This window comes from Mesorhizobium sp. M0491, from assembly GCF_040321265.1.
Taxonomy (GTDB): Bacteria; Pseudomonadota; Alphaproteobacteria; order Rhizobiales; family Rhizobiaceae; genus Mesorhizobium.
Map to the genome: position 1 here is coordinate 96,345 of NZ_JAMYRE010000023.1, position 15,661 is coordinate 112,005.

At 63.1% G+C, this 15,661-nt stretch carries 12 protein-coding genes and 1 pseudogene; 11 read left to right on the plus strand and 2 right to left on the minus strand.

Features of this window, described 5'->3' with window-relative positions; genetic code table 11:
- Window positions 1-13: 13 nt before the first annotated feature.
- The 3 genes and pseudogenes from NKI69_RS26250 (at window position 14) to NKI69_RS26260 (ending at window position 2,955) form a co-directional block, all read left to right on the plus strand.
- On the plus strand, window positions 14-1,000 hold the full coding sequence (locus tag NKI69_RS26250) for an ABC transporter permease (protein WP_128302453.1): 987 nt from the start codon (window positions 14-16) through the stop codon (window positions 998-1,000).
- 3 nt (window positions 1,001-1,003) lie between these two features.
- Window positions 1,004-1,795: an ATP-binding cassette domain-containing protein gene (locus NKI69_RS26255; protein WP_023808705.1), complete on the plus strand. Its 792-nt coding sequence runs from the start codon at window positions 1,004-1,006 to the stop codon at window positions 1,793-1,795.
- 137 nt (window positions 1,796-1,932) lie between these two features.
- Window positions 1,933-2,955: pseudogene (locus tag NKI69_RS26260) on the plus strand (LacI family DNA-binding transcriptional regulator).
- Between the two features lie 329 nt (window positions 2,956-3,284).
- Here NKI69_RS26260 and NKI69_RS26265 read toward each other — a convergent pair.
- Window positions 3,285-3,875, minus strand: coding sequence for a TetR/AcrR family transcriptional regulator (locus NKI69_RS26265; protein WP_023808707.1), 591 nt, complete (start codon window positions 3,873-3,875; stop codon window positions 3,285-3,287).
- 242 nt (window positions 3,876-4,117) lie between these two features.
- On the opposite strand from NKI69_RS26265, the gene NKI69_RS26270 reads away from it, so the two are divergent.
- Genes NKI69_RS26270 through NKI69_RS26280 form a run of 3 tightly spaced genes read left to right on the plus strand, consistent with a single transcriptional unit; the run spans window position 4,118 to window position 8,709 of the window.
- Entirely contained in the window at window positions 4,118-4,372 is a 255-nt protein-coding gene (locus NKI69_RS26270) for a hypothetical protein (protein WP_023808708.1), read from the plus strand.
- A complete protein-coding gene (locus NKI69_RS26275; RefSeq protein WP_352722813.1) occupies window positions 4,366-7,542 on the plus strand; it encodes an efflux RND transporter permease subunit in 3,177 nt (1,058 codons plus the stop codon). The genes NKI69_RS26270 and NKI69_RS26275 overlap by 7 nt, the downstream gene beginning before the upstream one ends.
- 15 nt (window positions 7,543-7,557) lie before the next feature.
- Entirely contained in the window at window positions 7,558-8,709 is a 1,152-nt protein-coding gene (locus NKI69_RS26280) for an efflux RND transporter periplasmic adaptor subunit (protein ID WP_352550921.1), read from the plus strand.
- A gap of 22 nt (window positions 8,710-8,731) precedes the next feature.
- On the opposite strand, the gene NKI69_RS26285 is transcribed toward NKI69_RS26280, so the two are convergent.
- Window positions 8,732-9,664: a LysR substrate-binding domain-containing protein gene (locus NKI69_RS26285; protein WP_352722814.1), complete on the minus strand. Its 933-nt coding sequence runs from the start codon at window positions 9,662-9,664 to the stop codon at window positions 8,732-8,734.
- A gap of 102 nt (window positions 9,665-9,766) precedes the next feature.
- On the opposite strand from NKI69_RS26285, the gene NKI69_RS26290 reads away from it, so the two are divergent.
- The 5 genes from NKI69_RS26290 to NKI69_RS26310 all read left to right on the plus strand — a co-directional run bounded on the left by NKI69_RS26290 (window position 9,767) and on the right by NKI69_RS26310 (window position 15,584).
- The gene (locus NKI69_RS26290; protein ID WP_023808712.1) at window positions 9,767-10,555 is read left to right on the plus strand and encodes a HalD/BesD family halogenase; all 789 of its coding nucleotides are present in this window, start codon (window positions 9,767-9,769) and stop codon (window positions 10,553-10,555) included.
- Window positions 10,556-10,661: 106 nt separating this feature from the next.
- Window positions 10,662-11,354 (plus strand): GntR family transcriptional regulator, encoded by a 693-nt coding sequence (locus tag NKI69_RS26295; RefSeq protein WP_352722815.1) that lies wholly within the window; start codon window positions 10,662-10,664, stop codon window positions 11,352-11,354.
- 35 nt (window positions 11,355-11,389) lie between these two features.
- A complete protein-coding gene (locus tag NKI69_RS26300; RefSeq protein WP_352722816.1) occupies window positions 11,390-12,496 on the plus strand; it encodes a mandelate racemase/muconate lactonizing enzyme family protein in 1,107 nt (368 codons plus the stop codon).
- A 1-nt stretch (window position 12,497) separates the two neighbouring features.
- Window positions 12,498-13,682, plus strand: a complete 1,185-nt coding sequence (locus tag NKI69_RS26305) for a mandelate racemase/muconate lactonizing enzyme family protein (protein ID WP_352609388.1) — start codon at window positions 12,498-12,500, stop codon at window positions 13,680-13,682.
- A 237-nt stretch (window positions 13,683-13,919) separates the two neighbouring features.
- On the plus strand, window positions 13,920-15,584 hold the full coding sequence (locus tag NKI69_RS26310; protein ID WP_352722817.1) for an ABC transporter substrate-binding protein: 1,665 nt from the start codon (window positions 13,920-13,922) through the stop codon (window positions 15,582-15,584).
- The last annotated feature ends 77 nt before the right edge of the window (window positions 15,585-15,661 follow it).

Sequence of the window (15,661 nt, forward strand, 5' to 3'; positions counted from 1 at the left end):
TCGCGGATTGCCTGTGGAAAATCATTCGCTCGTCCAACGCCTGATCGCACGGCCGGAATTCGGCCCTTTCGTGCTGCTCGTCGTCGAGATCGCCGTTTTCTGGAGTTTCAACCACGACTTCCTGTCGCCGCAGAATATCTCCAATACGCTGGCCTTCACGGTCGAGCTCGGCCTGATCGCGCTGGCGATGACGCTGTTGATGACGTCGGGCGAGTTCGACCTCTCGGTCGGTTCCCTGTTCGGCTTCTCGCCGGTCTTGATGTGGACCCTGTTCAACAGCGGCCTGACCTCCCTTGAGGTCGGCTTTGTCGCCGCGCTGCTGGTCGCCGCCATCATCGGGCTGGTCAATGGCTGGTTCGTGACGCAGCTCAAGATCCCATCCTTCCTGGTGACGCTCGGCATGCTGCTTGTGGTGCGCGGCACCGCCCTTTTCGTCACCGACGGTTTTCCGCAGCGCACCTGGAGTGCGGAGGGCAGCTGGCTGGCCGAAGCGCTGGTCGGCGATTTCTTCATCGGACCGTTCCGCATCTACATGTCGCTGTTCTGGTTCATCGCCGCGGCGATCGCGCTCGGCTATGTGCTGACGCAAAGCCGCACCGGCAACTGGATCCAGGCGGCCGGCGGCAACCCGAGTGCTGCAAGGGCGCGCGGCGTCAATGTCAGCGGCGTCAAGATCGGCCTGTTCGTGCTGTCGTCGGTCATGGCTTCGCTTGCCGGCGTCATCTCGTCGCTGCGCACCTCGGCGGCCAACCCCAACAGCGGCACCGGCTATGAACTGGAAGTCATCGCCATGGTGGTGATCGGCGGTACCGCGCTGACCGGCGGGCGCGGCACGATCATCGGCACCGTGCTCGGCATCCTGATCCTGCGCGTGATGCGCAACGGCATCGTGCTGATCGGCGTGCCCGGTCTTGCCTACAACATCTTCATCGGCGCCATCATCCTTGGCATGATGGCGCTGCATTCATGGCTGGAACGCCGGCATCAGGCAGGGACTTGAACCATGGCCGAGCCACTGATCCGCATGACGAACATCCGCAAGTCCTACGGCCGCGTGCAGGCGCTGGAGGATGCCAATTTCCACGTCAATGAACGGGAGATCGTCGGCTTGCTCGGCGACAATGGCGCCGGCAAGTCGACGCTGATCAAGGTGCTCTCGGGTGCCGTTCCGCTGACCAGCGGCGACATCTTCATCCGCGGCAACAAGGTGAGCCTGCGCAGCACCAGCGACGCCATCGCCCACGGCATCGAGACCATCTACCAGGACTCGGCGCTGGTCACGCAACTGTCGATCGCCCGCAATCTGTTCCTCGGACGCGAGCCGATCAAGTCGCCGCGCTTTCTCAACCGGATGGACCAGGACGCGATGAACACGGTTGCCCGCGACTTGCTCAAGCAGGTCGGCATCTCGAAGAACATCCCGCCGACGACGCCGATCGGCTCGCTCTCCGGCGGCGAGCGCCAGGCGGTGGCGATCGCGCGCGCCATGCATTTCGACAGCGACCTGATCATTCTCGACGAGCCGACCAACAATCTCGGCGTCGCCGAAACACAGGGTGTGCTGAGCTTCGTGCGCAGCGCCCGCGATTCCGGCCATTCCTGCATTTTCATCGCCCACAACATCCACCATGTCTTCCAGGTGGTCGACCGCATCGTCGTCATGCGCCGGGGCAAGGTGGTTGCTGACGACATAGACCCCAAGAAGACCAGCGTGGCGGAGGTCGAACGGATCATTACCGGCATGTCGGACAAGGAGATCCGCGATGCCATCGCCGATGGCAAGCCATCGCACTGAGAATGGTGATGGGCGGCAATCACCCGTCACCTCAGATCGCATCGCTTGTCTGACGCGCCATCGCATGGCGAACAGGATTGCAGCATGAAAGCCACAGTCTCGGATACCGCACGCAACTGCGGGCTGTGGGTTACGGCATGAAAGCCACTGTCTCCGATATCGCTCGTAGCTGCGGGCTATCGACCGCAACGGTCGACCGGGTGCTCAACAACCGGCCGGGTGCGAGTGCGGCCAACCGCCAGCGCGTCATGGAGGCGGCCAAGCAAGTCGGCTATCTGCCGGTCGCCGATCAGGTGACGCTACCCTCGCGGCCCGCCCACCTTGAATTCCTGCTGCCGATCGGCAGCAATGCCTTCATGCGCGATCTCGCCGGGCACATCGAGGACTACGCCGCGCGCCTGCCGCTTGTTGCCTCGTGCCGGATCCATAACCTCGCCGGTATCTCGCCGAACGCGCTGCAGAGCGCTGTCGAAAACCTTTCGCTCAGGGCCAATGGCGTCGGTGTCATCGCCGTCGATCATCCGCGTACGCGCAACATCCTGCACGACATCGTCGATGCCGGCATGCGCCTGGTGACGCTGGTGTCCGATGTTCCGGCGGCACCGCGCGCGGCCTATGTCGGCACCGACAACCGGGTGGCGGGACGAACGGCGGCGCTGCTGATGGGACGCTTCCTTGGCGGCTGAATCGGTCATCTGGCGATGGTCGTCGGCTCACGTTCCTATCGCGGCCACGAGGAACGCGAAATGGGTTTCCGCTCGGTGCTCAGTGAGGAGTTTCCCAATCTGACCGTCAGCAGCGCCGTCGAGGTCAACGACGAGCCCGATGCCAGCTACACCGAGACCATGAAGGCGCTGCACGACGAGCCGGAGCTGCTCGGCATCTATTGCGTCGGAGCTGGGCATTCGGGCGTTGCAAAGGCGATCCGCGAGGCCAGGCCGAACCGCAAGCCGGTGTTCATCTGCCACGACTTGACCAAGGACACGCGTGGTCATCTCGTCGACGACCTGCTCGATGTCGTCATCGACCAGAATGCCAGGCTGATCGCGGAACAGTCGGTCATTCGCCTGCTCGGCTCGATTGCCTCCTCGGCACCCTATCTGACGCGCAAGTTCATCGAACCGCGCTTGATCTTCAGGGAAAACGTCCCCGTGCAGTAATGCGAAATGGCTTGGCTAAACCGGGTTTCCGGATTTGTACGATAATTGGCACGGCAAATCTGCACAGCAGCTATGCAAGTTTCTTTGTTGCCGAATCGTTGGGCAACTCGTAGGTTCTGGTTGTCGGCCATCTACTCCTCCCAGATGCGATGCCGACGCTGAATGGGGTGCACCTCCTCCCGCGCCACATTCGAAAATCGAGCCCGCTGCCACCTCCTCCCGGCAGCGGGCTTTTTTCGTTTGGCCGGCAGGAATGGCGGTACAGCGACACCAAAGCACGCCCAGTCATCGCAGATGGAATGACGCACGTTGACAGGCCACGGGTCCCGTCAACCGGCGGCGGCGCCCCGGAAAGAAGCGATCAATCCTTCAGCCATGCGCACGAACTGCGTGCTCGGACCTTCCGAACCCACGGTCTGTACACTAACCCGCGCACCCTCGAGCAGAAGCGACAGCGTATCGGCGAGCAGTTCAGCCTGGCCGATGCCCGCGTCCCGACATAGCGTCACAAGGCGCTCGCGCTGGGCTTCTTTGAGTTCCTTGATCACCAGCCTGGCCGGATGGTCCGGCTCGGTCAGTTCAGCGGCGGCGTTGGCCATGTCGCAGCCGCGCCCGTCCGCATTGAGCATGGCAGCCGCCTTACGAACCCAGGCATGCAGCTGGGCAAGCTTGTCACCAGGAAATTCGGCATCGAACGCATCCCACATAGCGCCGGCCTTGGCCGCATTGGCGCGCAGGCATTCGACGATCAGTTCGTCCTTGGATTCGAAGTGACGATAGAGCGTCATCTTGTTCGTGCCGGCAGCTTCGGTGATGGCGTCGACGCCGACGCCCTTGATGCCATGCTTGTGGAACATGTCGCGTGCCGTCTCCAGGATCCGATCCCGGGGACGAGAGCGCTCCACGATGCCGTCTGTCATCATGATCTCCTTTGTTTCCAAAAAACCCTCGGCCACCTCTTGACTAGGGTGTTACCGGTCTGTAACTTCCAGAATGTTACTTACTGGTAACACCTATATCGTCCACCGTCAATAACAAGGCCGTGAACGGCCCTGCCAGACGAGAGGGGCGAGAAACTGCCAATCATGCGGCCTCGGCCGGTGAAGAGATTAAAAACGGTTCGCGAGCATGGGCTGCGAATCGACAGACAAGGAGCCGGCCAATGCCACAGCGCCGCGATCTTACCATAGATGAGGCCGTCCGGGATCCGATGATCCGGCTGGTCATGAAAGCCGATGGCGTCGACCCGCGCGCCTTCGAGACGATGCTGCGCTCGCTTGCCGATGCGCAGCGCAACGAGGTGCCGTTGCTGCATTCGCGGGACGACCTCGGTGACAAGCGCGGTCAAAGACTGTCCAGCGTCGCCAGCGCCTTCGGGCGGGCAAGAGCAGCCGGGGAGGCTTGCGTCTCGTGGTAAACTTTTTCATCCACCGTCCGATCTTCGCCTCGGCGATCGCCATCATCATGGTGCTCGCCGGGTCGATTTGTTATTTCCTGCTGCCCGTCTCGCAGTTTCCCGACATCACGCCACCGCAGGTCGTGGTCAGCGCCCACTATCCAGGCGCCAGCGCACAAGTGGTGGCCGATACGGTGACGACGCCGCTGGAGCAGCAGATCAACGGCGTGCAGGGCATGACCTACATGTCGTCGACGAGCTCCAATGACGGCTCCTCGACCATTACCATCACCTTCGATGTCGGCTATTCGCTGAGCACCGCCGCCGTCGACGTGCAGAACCGCGTCTCGCAGGCGGCTTCGTCGCTGCCGGCGATCGTCAACCAGGGCGGCGTGACGATCAAGAAGCAGAATCCGAACTTCGTCCTCATCGTCAACCTGACCTCGCCCGACAGTTCGGTCGATCCGGTGGCACTGAGCAACCTTGCCTATCTGCAGGTGGTCGATCCGCTGAAGCGGCTGCCCGGCGTCGGCGATGTGCAGATCTTCGGCGAGCGGCGCTATTCGATGCGCGTCTGGCTCGATCCCGACAAGCTCGCCAATCTCGGCATCACCGCCGTCGATGTGCAGAACGCCATCGCCGAGCAGAATGTCCAGGTGGCGGCCGGCAAGATTGGCCAATCGCCGGCCCCGGCCGGCACCGCCTTCGAGATGCAGGTCAACGCCGTCGGCCGGTTGAGCGATCCAAAGGAATTCGGCGACATCGTCGTGCGCGCCAATACCGACACCGGCTCGCTGGTCAGGCTGCGCGACGTCGCCCGCATCGAGCTCGGCGCGCTGCAATATTCGTCGTCGGCCTTCTTCGGCAAGGACCCGACCGTGGTGCTTGCCGTCTACCAGATGCCCGGCTCCAACGCGCTCGATCTGCAGCAGCGCGTCAAGGACAAGATGCAGGAGCTGTCGGGCCGCTTCCCGAAGGGCGTGTCCTATGCGATGCACTACGACACGACGCGCTTCGTCTCGGCATCGATGCATGACGTGCTGATCACGCTCGGCGAAGCGCTGGTGCTGGTCGTCGCCGTGGTGTTCCTCTTCCTGCAAAGCTGGCGCACGACGATCATCCCGACCATCGCCATTCCGGTGTCGCTGGTGGCGACGCTGGTCGTCATGGAGATGCTCGGCTTCTCGCTCAACATGCTCTCCCTGCTCGGCATGGTGCTGGCGATCGGCCTCGTCGTCGACGACGCCATCGTCGTGGTTGAGAATGTCGAACGACAGCTGGAGGCCGGGCTCAAGCCGCTTGCGGCGACCAAGGCCGCAATGCGCGAGGTCACCGGACCGATCATCGCCACCACCGCGGTGCTGATGGCGGTGTTCGTGCCGGTCGCCTTCATTCCCGGCGTCTCCGGCAAGCTCTACAACCAGTTCGCGCTGACCGTGGCGATCTCCGTCGGCATCTCCGCCTTCAACTCATTGACGCTCAGTCCCGCGCTCAGTGCGGCCTTCCTGCGCCATCGCGGCGAGACGCAGTTCGCCCCGTTCCGCTGGTTCAACGCCGGCTTCGACAGGCTATCGCACGCCTACGCCAATGGCGTACGCATTCTCATCCGCTTGCGCTGGATCATGCTCGGCCTGTTCGCGGCCGGCCTGGTCGCCACCTACTTCGTCTGGCAGCGGCTGCCCTCGACCTTCCTTCCGGTCGAGGACCAGGGCTATTTCTTCGTCGTCATCCAGTTGCCCGACGGCGCGTCGCTGGAACGCACCGACGCGGTGGCGCAGAAGGCGCGCGACATCCTGCAGGCGACGCCCGGCGTCGAGATTGTCGGCTCGATCAGCGGCCTGAATTTCCTGACCAGTGCGGCGCAGTCGAATTCGGCGGTCGAATTCGCCATCCTGAAGCCCTGGGAGGAGCGCGGCCCCGACCAGAGCGCATCGAAACTCGTCGCCGACGTGCGCGGCAAGCTGATGCAGATCCCGGAAGCTTTCGCCCTGAGCTTCGATCCGCCGTCTATCCCGGGTATCGGCACCACAGGCGGCTTCGAATTCGTCGTCGAGGATCTGACCGGCCGCGGCAGTTCAGCCCTCAACGATGCGACGCAAGCCGTGATCGCCGAGGCGCGCAAGCAGCCGGAAATCAACCCGCAGCAGCTGTTCTCGCCGTTCTCGACCTCGACGCCGCAGTTCAACTACGACCTCGACCGCAGCAAGGCCAAACTGCTCGGCCTCAACCTGCCCGATGTCTTCAACACGCTGCAGATCTATCTCGGCTCGCTCTACGTCAACGACTTCAACCTGTTCGGCCGCACCTTCCGGGTGACGATCCAGGCCGACAAGGATGCACGTGCTGGCGCCGCCGACATTTCGAGGCTCTATGTGCGCAATGCCTCCGGCGGCATGGTGCCGCTCTCGACGCTGGGCAAACTCGTGCCCTTCGTCGGCCCGGAAACCGTGCCGCACTACAACAACAACGCCTCGGCCTCGATCAATGGCGGTGCGGCACCCGGCTTTTCCTCAGGCCAGGCGGTTGCCGCGATGGAACGGGCCGCTGCCATTGCGCTGCCAAGGGATTTCGGTTTCGAATGGACCGGCATCACCTTCCAGGAGCTCAAGGCAGGATCGATCGCGTCCGTCGTCTTCGGCCTCGCCATCGTCTTCGTCTTCCTGATCCTGGCGATGCAGTATGAGAGCTGGGCGATGCCGTTCATGGTGCTGCTGGCGGTGCCACTGGCCCTGTTCGGCGCCTTCGTGGCCTTGTTGCTGCGTGGCATGCAGATCGACGTCTACTCGCAGATCGGCTTCGTCATGCTGATCGGCCTGGCGGCCAAGAACGCGATCCTGATCGTCGAGTTCGCAAGACGACGGCGCGAGGAAGGTCTCAGCATCGTCGACGCGGCGATGGAAGCGGCACGGCTCAGGCTGCGGCCGATTCTGATGACGGCCTTCGCCTTCATCCTCGGCGTGCTGCCGCTGATGTTCGCGACGGGCGCCGGTGCTGCAAGCCGGCAGTCGATCGGCACCACCGTGTTCGGCGGCATGGTCGCGGCGACCATCCTGTCGCTGGTGTTCGTGCCGGTCTTCTACGCGGTCATCGAACAGCTGCGCGAACGCCGCGGCAATGACGACCCCGCCTCTCAAGACAATGAACCAACGACCAAGCCCGCCTTGCCGCCCCTGGCGGAAGCGGCCGAATAAGATTGGAGACTGATCATGCGTAAATGGAAAATCGCGTTGGGAACGGCTGTCGCGCTGGGAGCGATCTCGGTGGCTAGCGTCCATCTGCTCGACATGGGCAACCTCAGCCTCAATGCCGGCACGGCCGCGGCGACGCCTGCTCCGGCGGCATTCGTCATGCCTGTGCCGGTGGTCAGTGTCGTCAAGAAGACGATCCCGATCTACCTGGACTATGCCGCGCGGACGGAACCGATCCGCAGCATCACCTTGCAGGCCAGGATTCCGGGCTATCTGCAGGAGCAGACCGCAGCCGACGGCGTCGACGTCCGGCAAGGCGACCTTCTCTACAAGATCTCGCCTGACGACTTCCAGGCGGCTCTCGACCAGGCCAAGGCGCAAGTGCAGCGCGACACGGCGACGCTCGACTATGCCCGGTCCAATCTCGGTCGCGGCACCGAGCTCGCCAAGAGCGGCTACCTCGCCAAGGACGGGTTCGACCAGCGCACCAGCACCTTGCGCGAAGCGCAGGCGTCGCTGGCGGTCAACCAGGCGGCGGTCCGCACGGCAGAGCTCAATCTGGGCTATGCCGAAATCCGCGCGCCGTTTGGCGGGCGCCTGGGCCGCAACCAGGCCTCGGTCGGAACGCTGGTCAGCGTTGCCGGTACCGTGCTCAACACGCTGGTGCAGCTCGACCCGATCTACGTCACCTTCAACCCGAGCGAGACGGATCTGGCCGAGATCGAGCAAGCCCGTGCCAACGGCCCGATCGAAGTGGAGGTCCTGCTCCCCGGCCAGACCGAGGCCAGCCAAAAGGGTGAGCTTACCTTCATCGACAATTCGATCGACCGCTCGACCGGCACCATCACCGCGCGCGCGACGATCGGCAATGGCAAGTTCACGCTGCTGCCGGGCCAATATGTTCGTGTCCGGCTGCATGTGAGAGAGCAGGCCGACGCGCTGATGGTGCCGCAGACGGCGCTGGGCTCGAGCCAGCTCGGCAAATATCTCTATGTCGTCGGCAAGGGCAACACCGTCGACCAGCGGCTGGTTTCGCTAGGACCGACGAGCGGCGATCAGGTCGCCATCCTCAGCGGCGTCGCCGAGGGCGACCAGGTGATCACGGGCAATCTGCAGAAGATCGGACCCGGAGCGCCTGTATCGCCGATACCGGAAAAGCCGGCCACCTGAACACCCCCGTCAGGACCCGGCTTCAGCGCGGCGCCCCGCCCTTCCCACAGGTCGCGGGCGCCGCTCGACTGAGCAGTTCCACCAGACCGGCAACATCGGCGCGGTCGGCCTTGGCCGGCGGCATAAACGCACAGTAGGGATGCCCGAGGCGCACCGAGACGGAGGAGAGCGCAATCAGCCGACCGGCCTCCAGATCGGCGCGCGCCATGACCCGCTGGCCAAGGGCGATGCCCAGACCCAGTCTTGCCGAGGCGATCGCCAGGCTGGACAGGCCGACGCGCCGCCCGTGCGACGGGTCGGGCGAGCGACTGCCGCCGGATGCCGCGAACCAGTCCGCCCAGGTCGGGTGCGAGGCATAGTTCGGCCCCCAATTGGTGTGGATGAACTGGCTCTCGTGCAAATCCGCCAGACTGGGATCGCCATTGCCGTGCCGGTGCCAGAATTCCGGTGCACAGACCGGCAGGACATCGTCATGGACGAGACGAACAAGTTTCAGCCCGGGATAGTGATAGTCGCCATAGCTGATGCGCAGATCGATGTTCTGGCGCATCAGGTCGACCGGATCGTCCTCGACCCGAACGTCGATCGCCATCTGCGGAAAGGCATCGAGAAGTACCGCCAGCCTCGGCGCCAGCCACAGTTCGGCCAACGAGAATGGCACACTGACGACCAGACGCGTCCGCACCCCGCCCTCCAGCATGCGCTGGCCTATGGTGGCGATGTCTCCCAAAGCTTTCGCTGTCTGCGGATAGATGGCGTGGCCGGCGTCGGTGAGCGCGATGCGATTGCCGCTACGCACAAACAGCTGCTTGCCGAACCAGCTCTCGAGGTTGCGGATCTGCTGGCTGACCGCCGCCGACGATACGCCGAGTTCAGAGGCGGCCAAAGTGAAGCTGCCGGCACGCGCCGCAACCTCGAAAGCCTTGATCGCATTCAGCGGCGGCAACCGTTCCACATCGAGTCCGTAAGTTTTTCTTGGCCAATCCTAACTATTTTCGACGTTGAGAGAAAGATTTTTTTGCCGTCTCATAAGCTCACAACCTTCGGAGCCATGACGATGAAAGACATCCTCGATCTCAACCGCTATCCGCTCGACCGCGAAGGCAGCGCCGAATGGCAGCGCCTTGTCGAACAATCCGTCGCCGCGCTCGAAGCCGACGGCATGTTCAATCTGGAAGGGTTTTTGCGCCCCGGCGTGGCGGAACAAGCCGTGCGCGAAATCCAGCCGGTGATGGCCGCGCGCTCGCATGCGCACAAGCGCATGCACAACATCTACTTCAAGCCTGACATTCCCGAGCTTGCACCCGACCATCCGGCGCTGCGCAAGGTGGAGACCATCAGTCACACCGTCTGTGCCGACCAGATTCCTGGCAGTGTCGTGCTCGCCATCTACGAATACGAACCGCTACTGCGCTTCCTGGCAGCGACGATGGGCAAGCCCAGATTGCATGTCATGCAGGATCCCCTGGCCCGTACCAACGTCATGGCCTATCGCGCCGGCGAGGCTTTGAACTGGCATTTCGATCGTTCCGAATTCACGACGACGCTGTTGTTGCAGGCAGCGGAGCGTGGCGGCGACCTCGAATACCGCACCGATCTGAGGTCGGACGACAATCCCAACTATGACGGCGTCGCAAGGCTGCTGGAAGGGCGCGACCCCGATTCCAAGATCCTGTGCATGAAACCGGGCACACTCAATGTCTTCCGCGGCAAGAACACCGCGCATCGCGTCACCACCGTCGAAGGCGAGCGAGAGCGCATGATCGCGGTGTTTTCCTACTATGAGAAGCCCGGCGTGATGTTTAGCGCCGAGGAGCGCGTCGGCTTCTACGGCCGCGCCGCCTGAGACCGAAGAGGCAATATGCCAGCGGCCCCAAGAATCCGAAGATGACCTCTTGTTAGATTGTCGACAATCTGCTTGTCTTGCTTTCGATTTTCCTGGGAGCGGCCGAATGGCGAAAGCGGATTTCAGTCCGATTGCGGACACGACGCGACGCGCCGAGATCGTCGCGCTGTTGCGGCGCGCGATCCTGACCGGGCAGCTCGCACCCGGCCAGAAGCTCAACGAGCTGCGGATTTCCGAACAAATGCGGGTCAGCCGCGCGCCGTTGCGCGAGGCAATGCGCGAGCTGGTGCAGGAAGGCATCCTGACCAGCATTCCCTATGCCGGCACCTTTGTCATCGAGGTCACAGCCAAGGACATCGACGATGCCTATTCGTTCAACAAGGTGATGGACGAGCTGGCCATCGAGCGGGCGTGGCCGCTGCGCGACCAGCGCTTCTTCGACGAGCTCGACCGGCGCCACGAAGCCGTGAAGCAGGCGACCCGTGCGTTGGACACGACACGCCAAATCGAAACCGCGCTGCAACTGCATGGCCTGATCTACGAACGGGCCGACAATTCGGTGCTGCTGGAAACCTGGCGACGGCTGACCAGCCGGCTGCAGATGTATTTTGCGCTCCACCAACATGCCCGCAATGAGCCGGTTCCGGCCGAAGACGTTCACGAAACCTATGTGCGGTTGCTGAAGGGCAAGGACATGCGTGCCGCCCAGCGCCATGCCAGGGAGCACATCGATCTCGATTTCGAGGAGTTGCTTGCCTACGCGCGCGGCCTCGAACAACGCCCGTCGAGGGGCGCCTGACCCGTTCCCAACATCACAGACAGCGGACAAGACACGTGCAGATCGAAACCATCAAGGCCTACCATGTCGTGCAGCCCTTCGTGGACGGGCCATACCGCATGTCGAAGGGGCGCGAGGCCAACGCTTTCGACGCGGTGATCGTGTCGATCACCTCCGACAGCGGCCTTACCGGCTGGGGCGAGATGGCGCCGCTCGGCAATTTCTATTCGGCAGCCTTCCCGGCCGGCACCCGCGCCGGCGTGCCCGAAATCGCGCCGCACCTTATCGGCCACGATCCGCGCGGGCTGGCAAGCATCGGGCGGCTGATGGATACGGTGTTCAAGGGCCATTCCTACATCAAGTCGGCGCTCGACATGGCCTGCTGGGATCTGGCGGCACGAGCCGCCGACGTGCCGCTGGTAACGCTGCTGGGCGGCAAGGAGAGCGAGACGGCCGAACTCTACAAGGTCGTCACGCACGGCAGCGTCGACGCCATGGCCGCGCTGGCCAAGCGCATCGTCAAGGATGGTTTCCACCGGCTGCAGGTCAAGGTCGGCGGCAATGTCCATGACGACATCGAACGCGTCGCCGCGGTCGCCGCCTCGGTGCCGAAAGGCACGGTCATCTTCTGCGATGCCAACGCCGGCTGGACCCCCTACCAGGCGCGCCAGTTTGCCGACGCGACGCGCAGCATCGACTACACGTTCGAGCAGCCCTGTACGACGATCGACGAGAACATGTCGGTTCGCCGCATGCTCGACAAGCCAATGGTGCTCGACGAATCCGTCACCTCGCTCGAGGAGATGCTGGAAATCCATCGTCGGGGCGCGGCCGACGGGCTAACGCTGAAGATCTCGCGGCTGGGCGGCGTGACCAAGACCCGTCAGATCCGCGATGTTGCCGTCGATTTGGGCTTCATGATCACGGTCGAGGACACTGGTGGCGCCGAGATCGACACCGCTGCGATGGCACACCTGTCGCTGTCGACGCCCGAGGAGCGCCGGCTGCATGCGATCGCCTTCCATGAGTGGGTGACGGTGCGCACGGCGTCGAACATGCCGCCGGTCACCGGCAGCCGCATGGGCATTCCGGACGGGCCGGGCCTTGGCATCGATGTCGTTCCCGATCTGCTCGGTGCACCTTTCTTCGAAGTCGGCCGCTGAGATGAAAATCCGAAGCATCAAAGCCACGCCGATTAATCTGCGCCTCGAGGCGCCCTACGCCTGGGTGTTCGGCGAGCTCGACGGATTTTCGCCGACCATCGTCGAAGTCGAGACGGAGGATGGCCTGATCGGCCTTGGCGAGGCGCCGACGCCAGCGGCGGCGGCGATCATCAACGATGTCCTGGCGCCACGGCTGGTCGGGTGCGATGCCTTCGACATCGCCGGCGCCGAGCATGTCTGCCTGCCCTTCTGGACCGGCGTGCAGTCGATCAATGACCGCACCCGCATCATGGCTTTCGGCGCCATCGAGATGGCGTTGTGGGACCTGCGCGGCAAGGCGTGGAACCAACCGCTCTACCAGTTGCTTGGCGGCGCCGTGCGCAAGGACATCCCGTTCACCGACTATTTTTCGCTGCGCGGTGATGGACCAAAGGTGAAGGGCGAGACGACGCCGGAAGAAGTCGCCGATTATTGCGTCGAATTGCACGAGACGCACGGAACGACCTTCTTCGAAGGCAAGTTCTCGACCGATGATCCGAAAGTCTCGCTCAGGATGGTCGAGCTGATCCGCAAGAAACTCGGCGACGATGCGATGATCCGTATCGATTCCAACCAGGCCTATTCGCTCAGCACCGCGCGGCGGCTGGCGCGGCCGCTGGAAGACCTCGGCGTGCGCAACTGGGAGGACCCGGTGGCAACCATCGAGGAGATGCGCGAATTGCGGCGCCATTGCTCGATCCCGTTCTCGACCCACAACATCGACATTGCGCGCGCCGTGGAAACCAAGGTTCCGGACGCGTTCGTCGGCAACCCGACGACGCATGGCGGCATAGGCCGGCTGCTGCGCTTCGTGGGCGCCTGCGAGCACGCCGGCATCGATTTCTGGTGCTACAGCGGCGACAGCGGTATCGGCAGTGCCGCCTATCTGCACCTGTGCGCGGCACTCGGCTGGATCAGGGAGCCGAACCAGTCGCTGTTTCGCATGCTGCCCATGGATGTCACCGAGGAAGGGCCGTTTTCGCCGAAGAACAATTTCGTGCGCGTTCCGGAAGGTCCCGGTCTCGGCGTCACCTTGTCGCGCGAAAACCTCGCTGCCTGTCACAGAGACTTTACCGAGAAAGGACCGTGCAACAAGTATCATGACCCGGCAAAGCCCGGAACCTATCGCCGTTTGCCGCTGAACTAGATGACGGCAAGACCGACGGCCAGGCACGAGAAGCCAACCACCGCGACTTCGGCCGGGAAGGTTGGACAAAGACGATGGAAGCAGTGCAGCCAGCAATCCGGCGCGTCCGTGCCACGACTAGATACCGGGCAAAACCGCATGCTAAGATTCCGATCGACAGGCCTCTCTGGCGATCCGAAATGGAGCAATCCACGAAATTTCGTCAACCATAAGAAATAGGGGAAAGGGTAAAAACCCATGAGCAAGAACTACACCATTCTCGACCTGATCCGGCGCAATCGCACGCCGATTGAAAATCACCTGATCGACGGCCTTGTCGACGGTCGTGTCAGCCGCCGCGACTTCGTCCGTCACGGCAGCCTGCTCGGCCTGTCGCTGCCGCTGCTGGGCCGTATCGGCATGGCAGCCGGCCTCAGCGGCATGCCGTCGCTGGCGCGCGCCCAAGGCGCGCCCGGCGCCACCATCCGCGTCGCCAGCAGCGTGCCGGCAGCGACAATCGACCCGGTCACCATCGCTGACGCAGGCGGCCTGCTGGTCATGCAGCAGGTTGCCGAATTCCTTTGCGTCGACGGCCCTGACCTCGTTCTTCAGCCGGCCTTGGCCGAAAGCTGGAAGCCGAACGACAATGGCACCGTTTGGACCTTCAAGCTGCGCAAAGGCGTAAAATTCCACAGCGGCGGCGAGATGAAAGCCGACGATGTCGTGGCCAGCATCGACCGCCTTGCCGATCCGGCCAATTCGTCCAATGCGCTGTCGGTGTTCACCGGCATCCTGCAGAAGGGCGCCTCGAAGAAGGTCGACGACTACACGGTGGAATTCCACCTCGATGCGCCGAACGGCAACTTCCCCTACATGCTGTCGTCCGACAACTATAACGCCGTCATCATCCCGGCGAGCTACAAGGGCGACTATGAAAAGAGCTTCGACGGCACCGGGCCGTTCAGAATAGAGAAATACACGGCAAAGGTCGGTGCGTCCTTCGTCCGCAACGAGGACTATTGGGGGCCGAAGGCGCTGCCGGAACGCACCGAGTTCACCTTCTTCACCGACATGCAGCCGCAGATCCTGGCGCTGCAGGGCGGCCAGGTCGACATCGTCAACCAGATGCCGGTGCTGGCCGGCGTCGCTCTGCTCAACGATCCGAACGTCGACATCATCAGCTTGAAGTCGTCAGCCCATCAGCAACTGCACATGCGCTGCGACGAGGGCCCGTTGAAGGATGCGCGCGTGCGCCGTGCCATTGCGCTCTGCCTCGATCGCGACAAGCTGGCCGCCGGCCTCATGAAGGGACGCTCCGCTCTGGGCAATGACAGCCCATTCGCCGCCGTCTATCCTTCGACCGATACGAGCGTGCCGCAACGCAAGCAGGATATCGCCCAGGCCAAGCAGCTCATGGAAGCAGCCGGCTTTGGCCAGGGCTTCAAGATAACCCTGACCACCGAACGCTACCTAGAAATCCCTGAATACGCCCAGCTCATCCAGAACTGGGTCAAGGAGATCGGTGTTCAACTCGACCTCAATATCCTCGACCAGAGCGGCTATTACGGAGACGCGGTGTTCGGCAAGTCGAACTGGCTGGATTCGGTGATGGGCATCACCGACTATGGTCACCGCGGCGTGCCGAATGTCTATCTCGCGGCACCGCTGAAGAGTGAAGGCACCTGGAACGCGGCACACTTCAAGAACAAGGACTATGATGCGCTGGCGACCAGCTACATCGCGGCCCTTGACCTCGAGGCGCAGAAGGCCGACGCCGGCAAGATCCAGAAGCTGCTGCTCGAGGAAACGCCTGTCATCTTCGGCTATTTCTACGACTATCTGACGGCGACGGCGAAGGGCGTGGCCGGCGTACAGCCGACCGCCATGTCGCAGCTGTTCCTCGATAAGGCATCGAAGGCCTGAGCGGAAAGGAAAAGCCAATCCTCTAACAGCCAGCTCCCGCATGGGGGCTGGCTCCACAAGGAGTCCTAGCCATTCTC

Bases quoted from the DNA above. Each gene is read 5' to 3' on its own strand.
- NKI69_RS26280 (WP_352550921.1), top strand. From the start codon at position 7,558: ATGCGTAAATGGAAAATCGCGTTGGGAACGGCTGTCGCGCTGGGAGCG.
- NKI69_RS26270 (WP_023808708.1), top strand. From the start codon at position 4,118: ATGCCACAGCGCCGCGATCTTACCATAGATGAGGCCGTCCGGGATCCG.
- NKI69_RS26310 (WP_352722817.1), top strand. From the start codon at position 13,920: ATGAGCAAGAACTACACCATTCTCGACCTGATCCGGCGCAATCGCACG.
- NKI69_RS26305 (WP_352609388.1), top strand. From the start codon at position 12,498: ATGAAAATCCGAAGCATCAAAGCCACGCCGATTAATCTGCGCCTCGAG.
- NKI69_RS26295 (WP_352722815.1), top strand. From the start codon at position 10,662: ATGGCGAAAGCGGATTTCAGTCCGATTGCGGACACGACGCGACGCGCC.
- NKI69_RS26290 (WP_023808712.1), top strand. From the start codon at position 9,767: ATGAAAGACATCCTCGATCTCAACCGCTATCCGCTCGACCGCGAAGGC.
- NKI69_RS26265 (WP_023808707.1), bottom strand. From the start codon at position 3,875: ATGACAGACGGCATCGTGGAGCGCTCTCGTCCCCGGGATCGGATCCTG.
- NKI69_RS26255 (WP_023808705.1), top strand. From the start codon at position 1,004: ATGGCCGAGCCACTGATCCGCATGACGAACATCCGCAAGTCCTACGGC.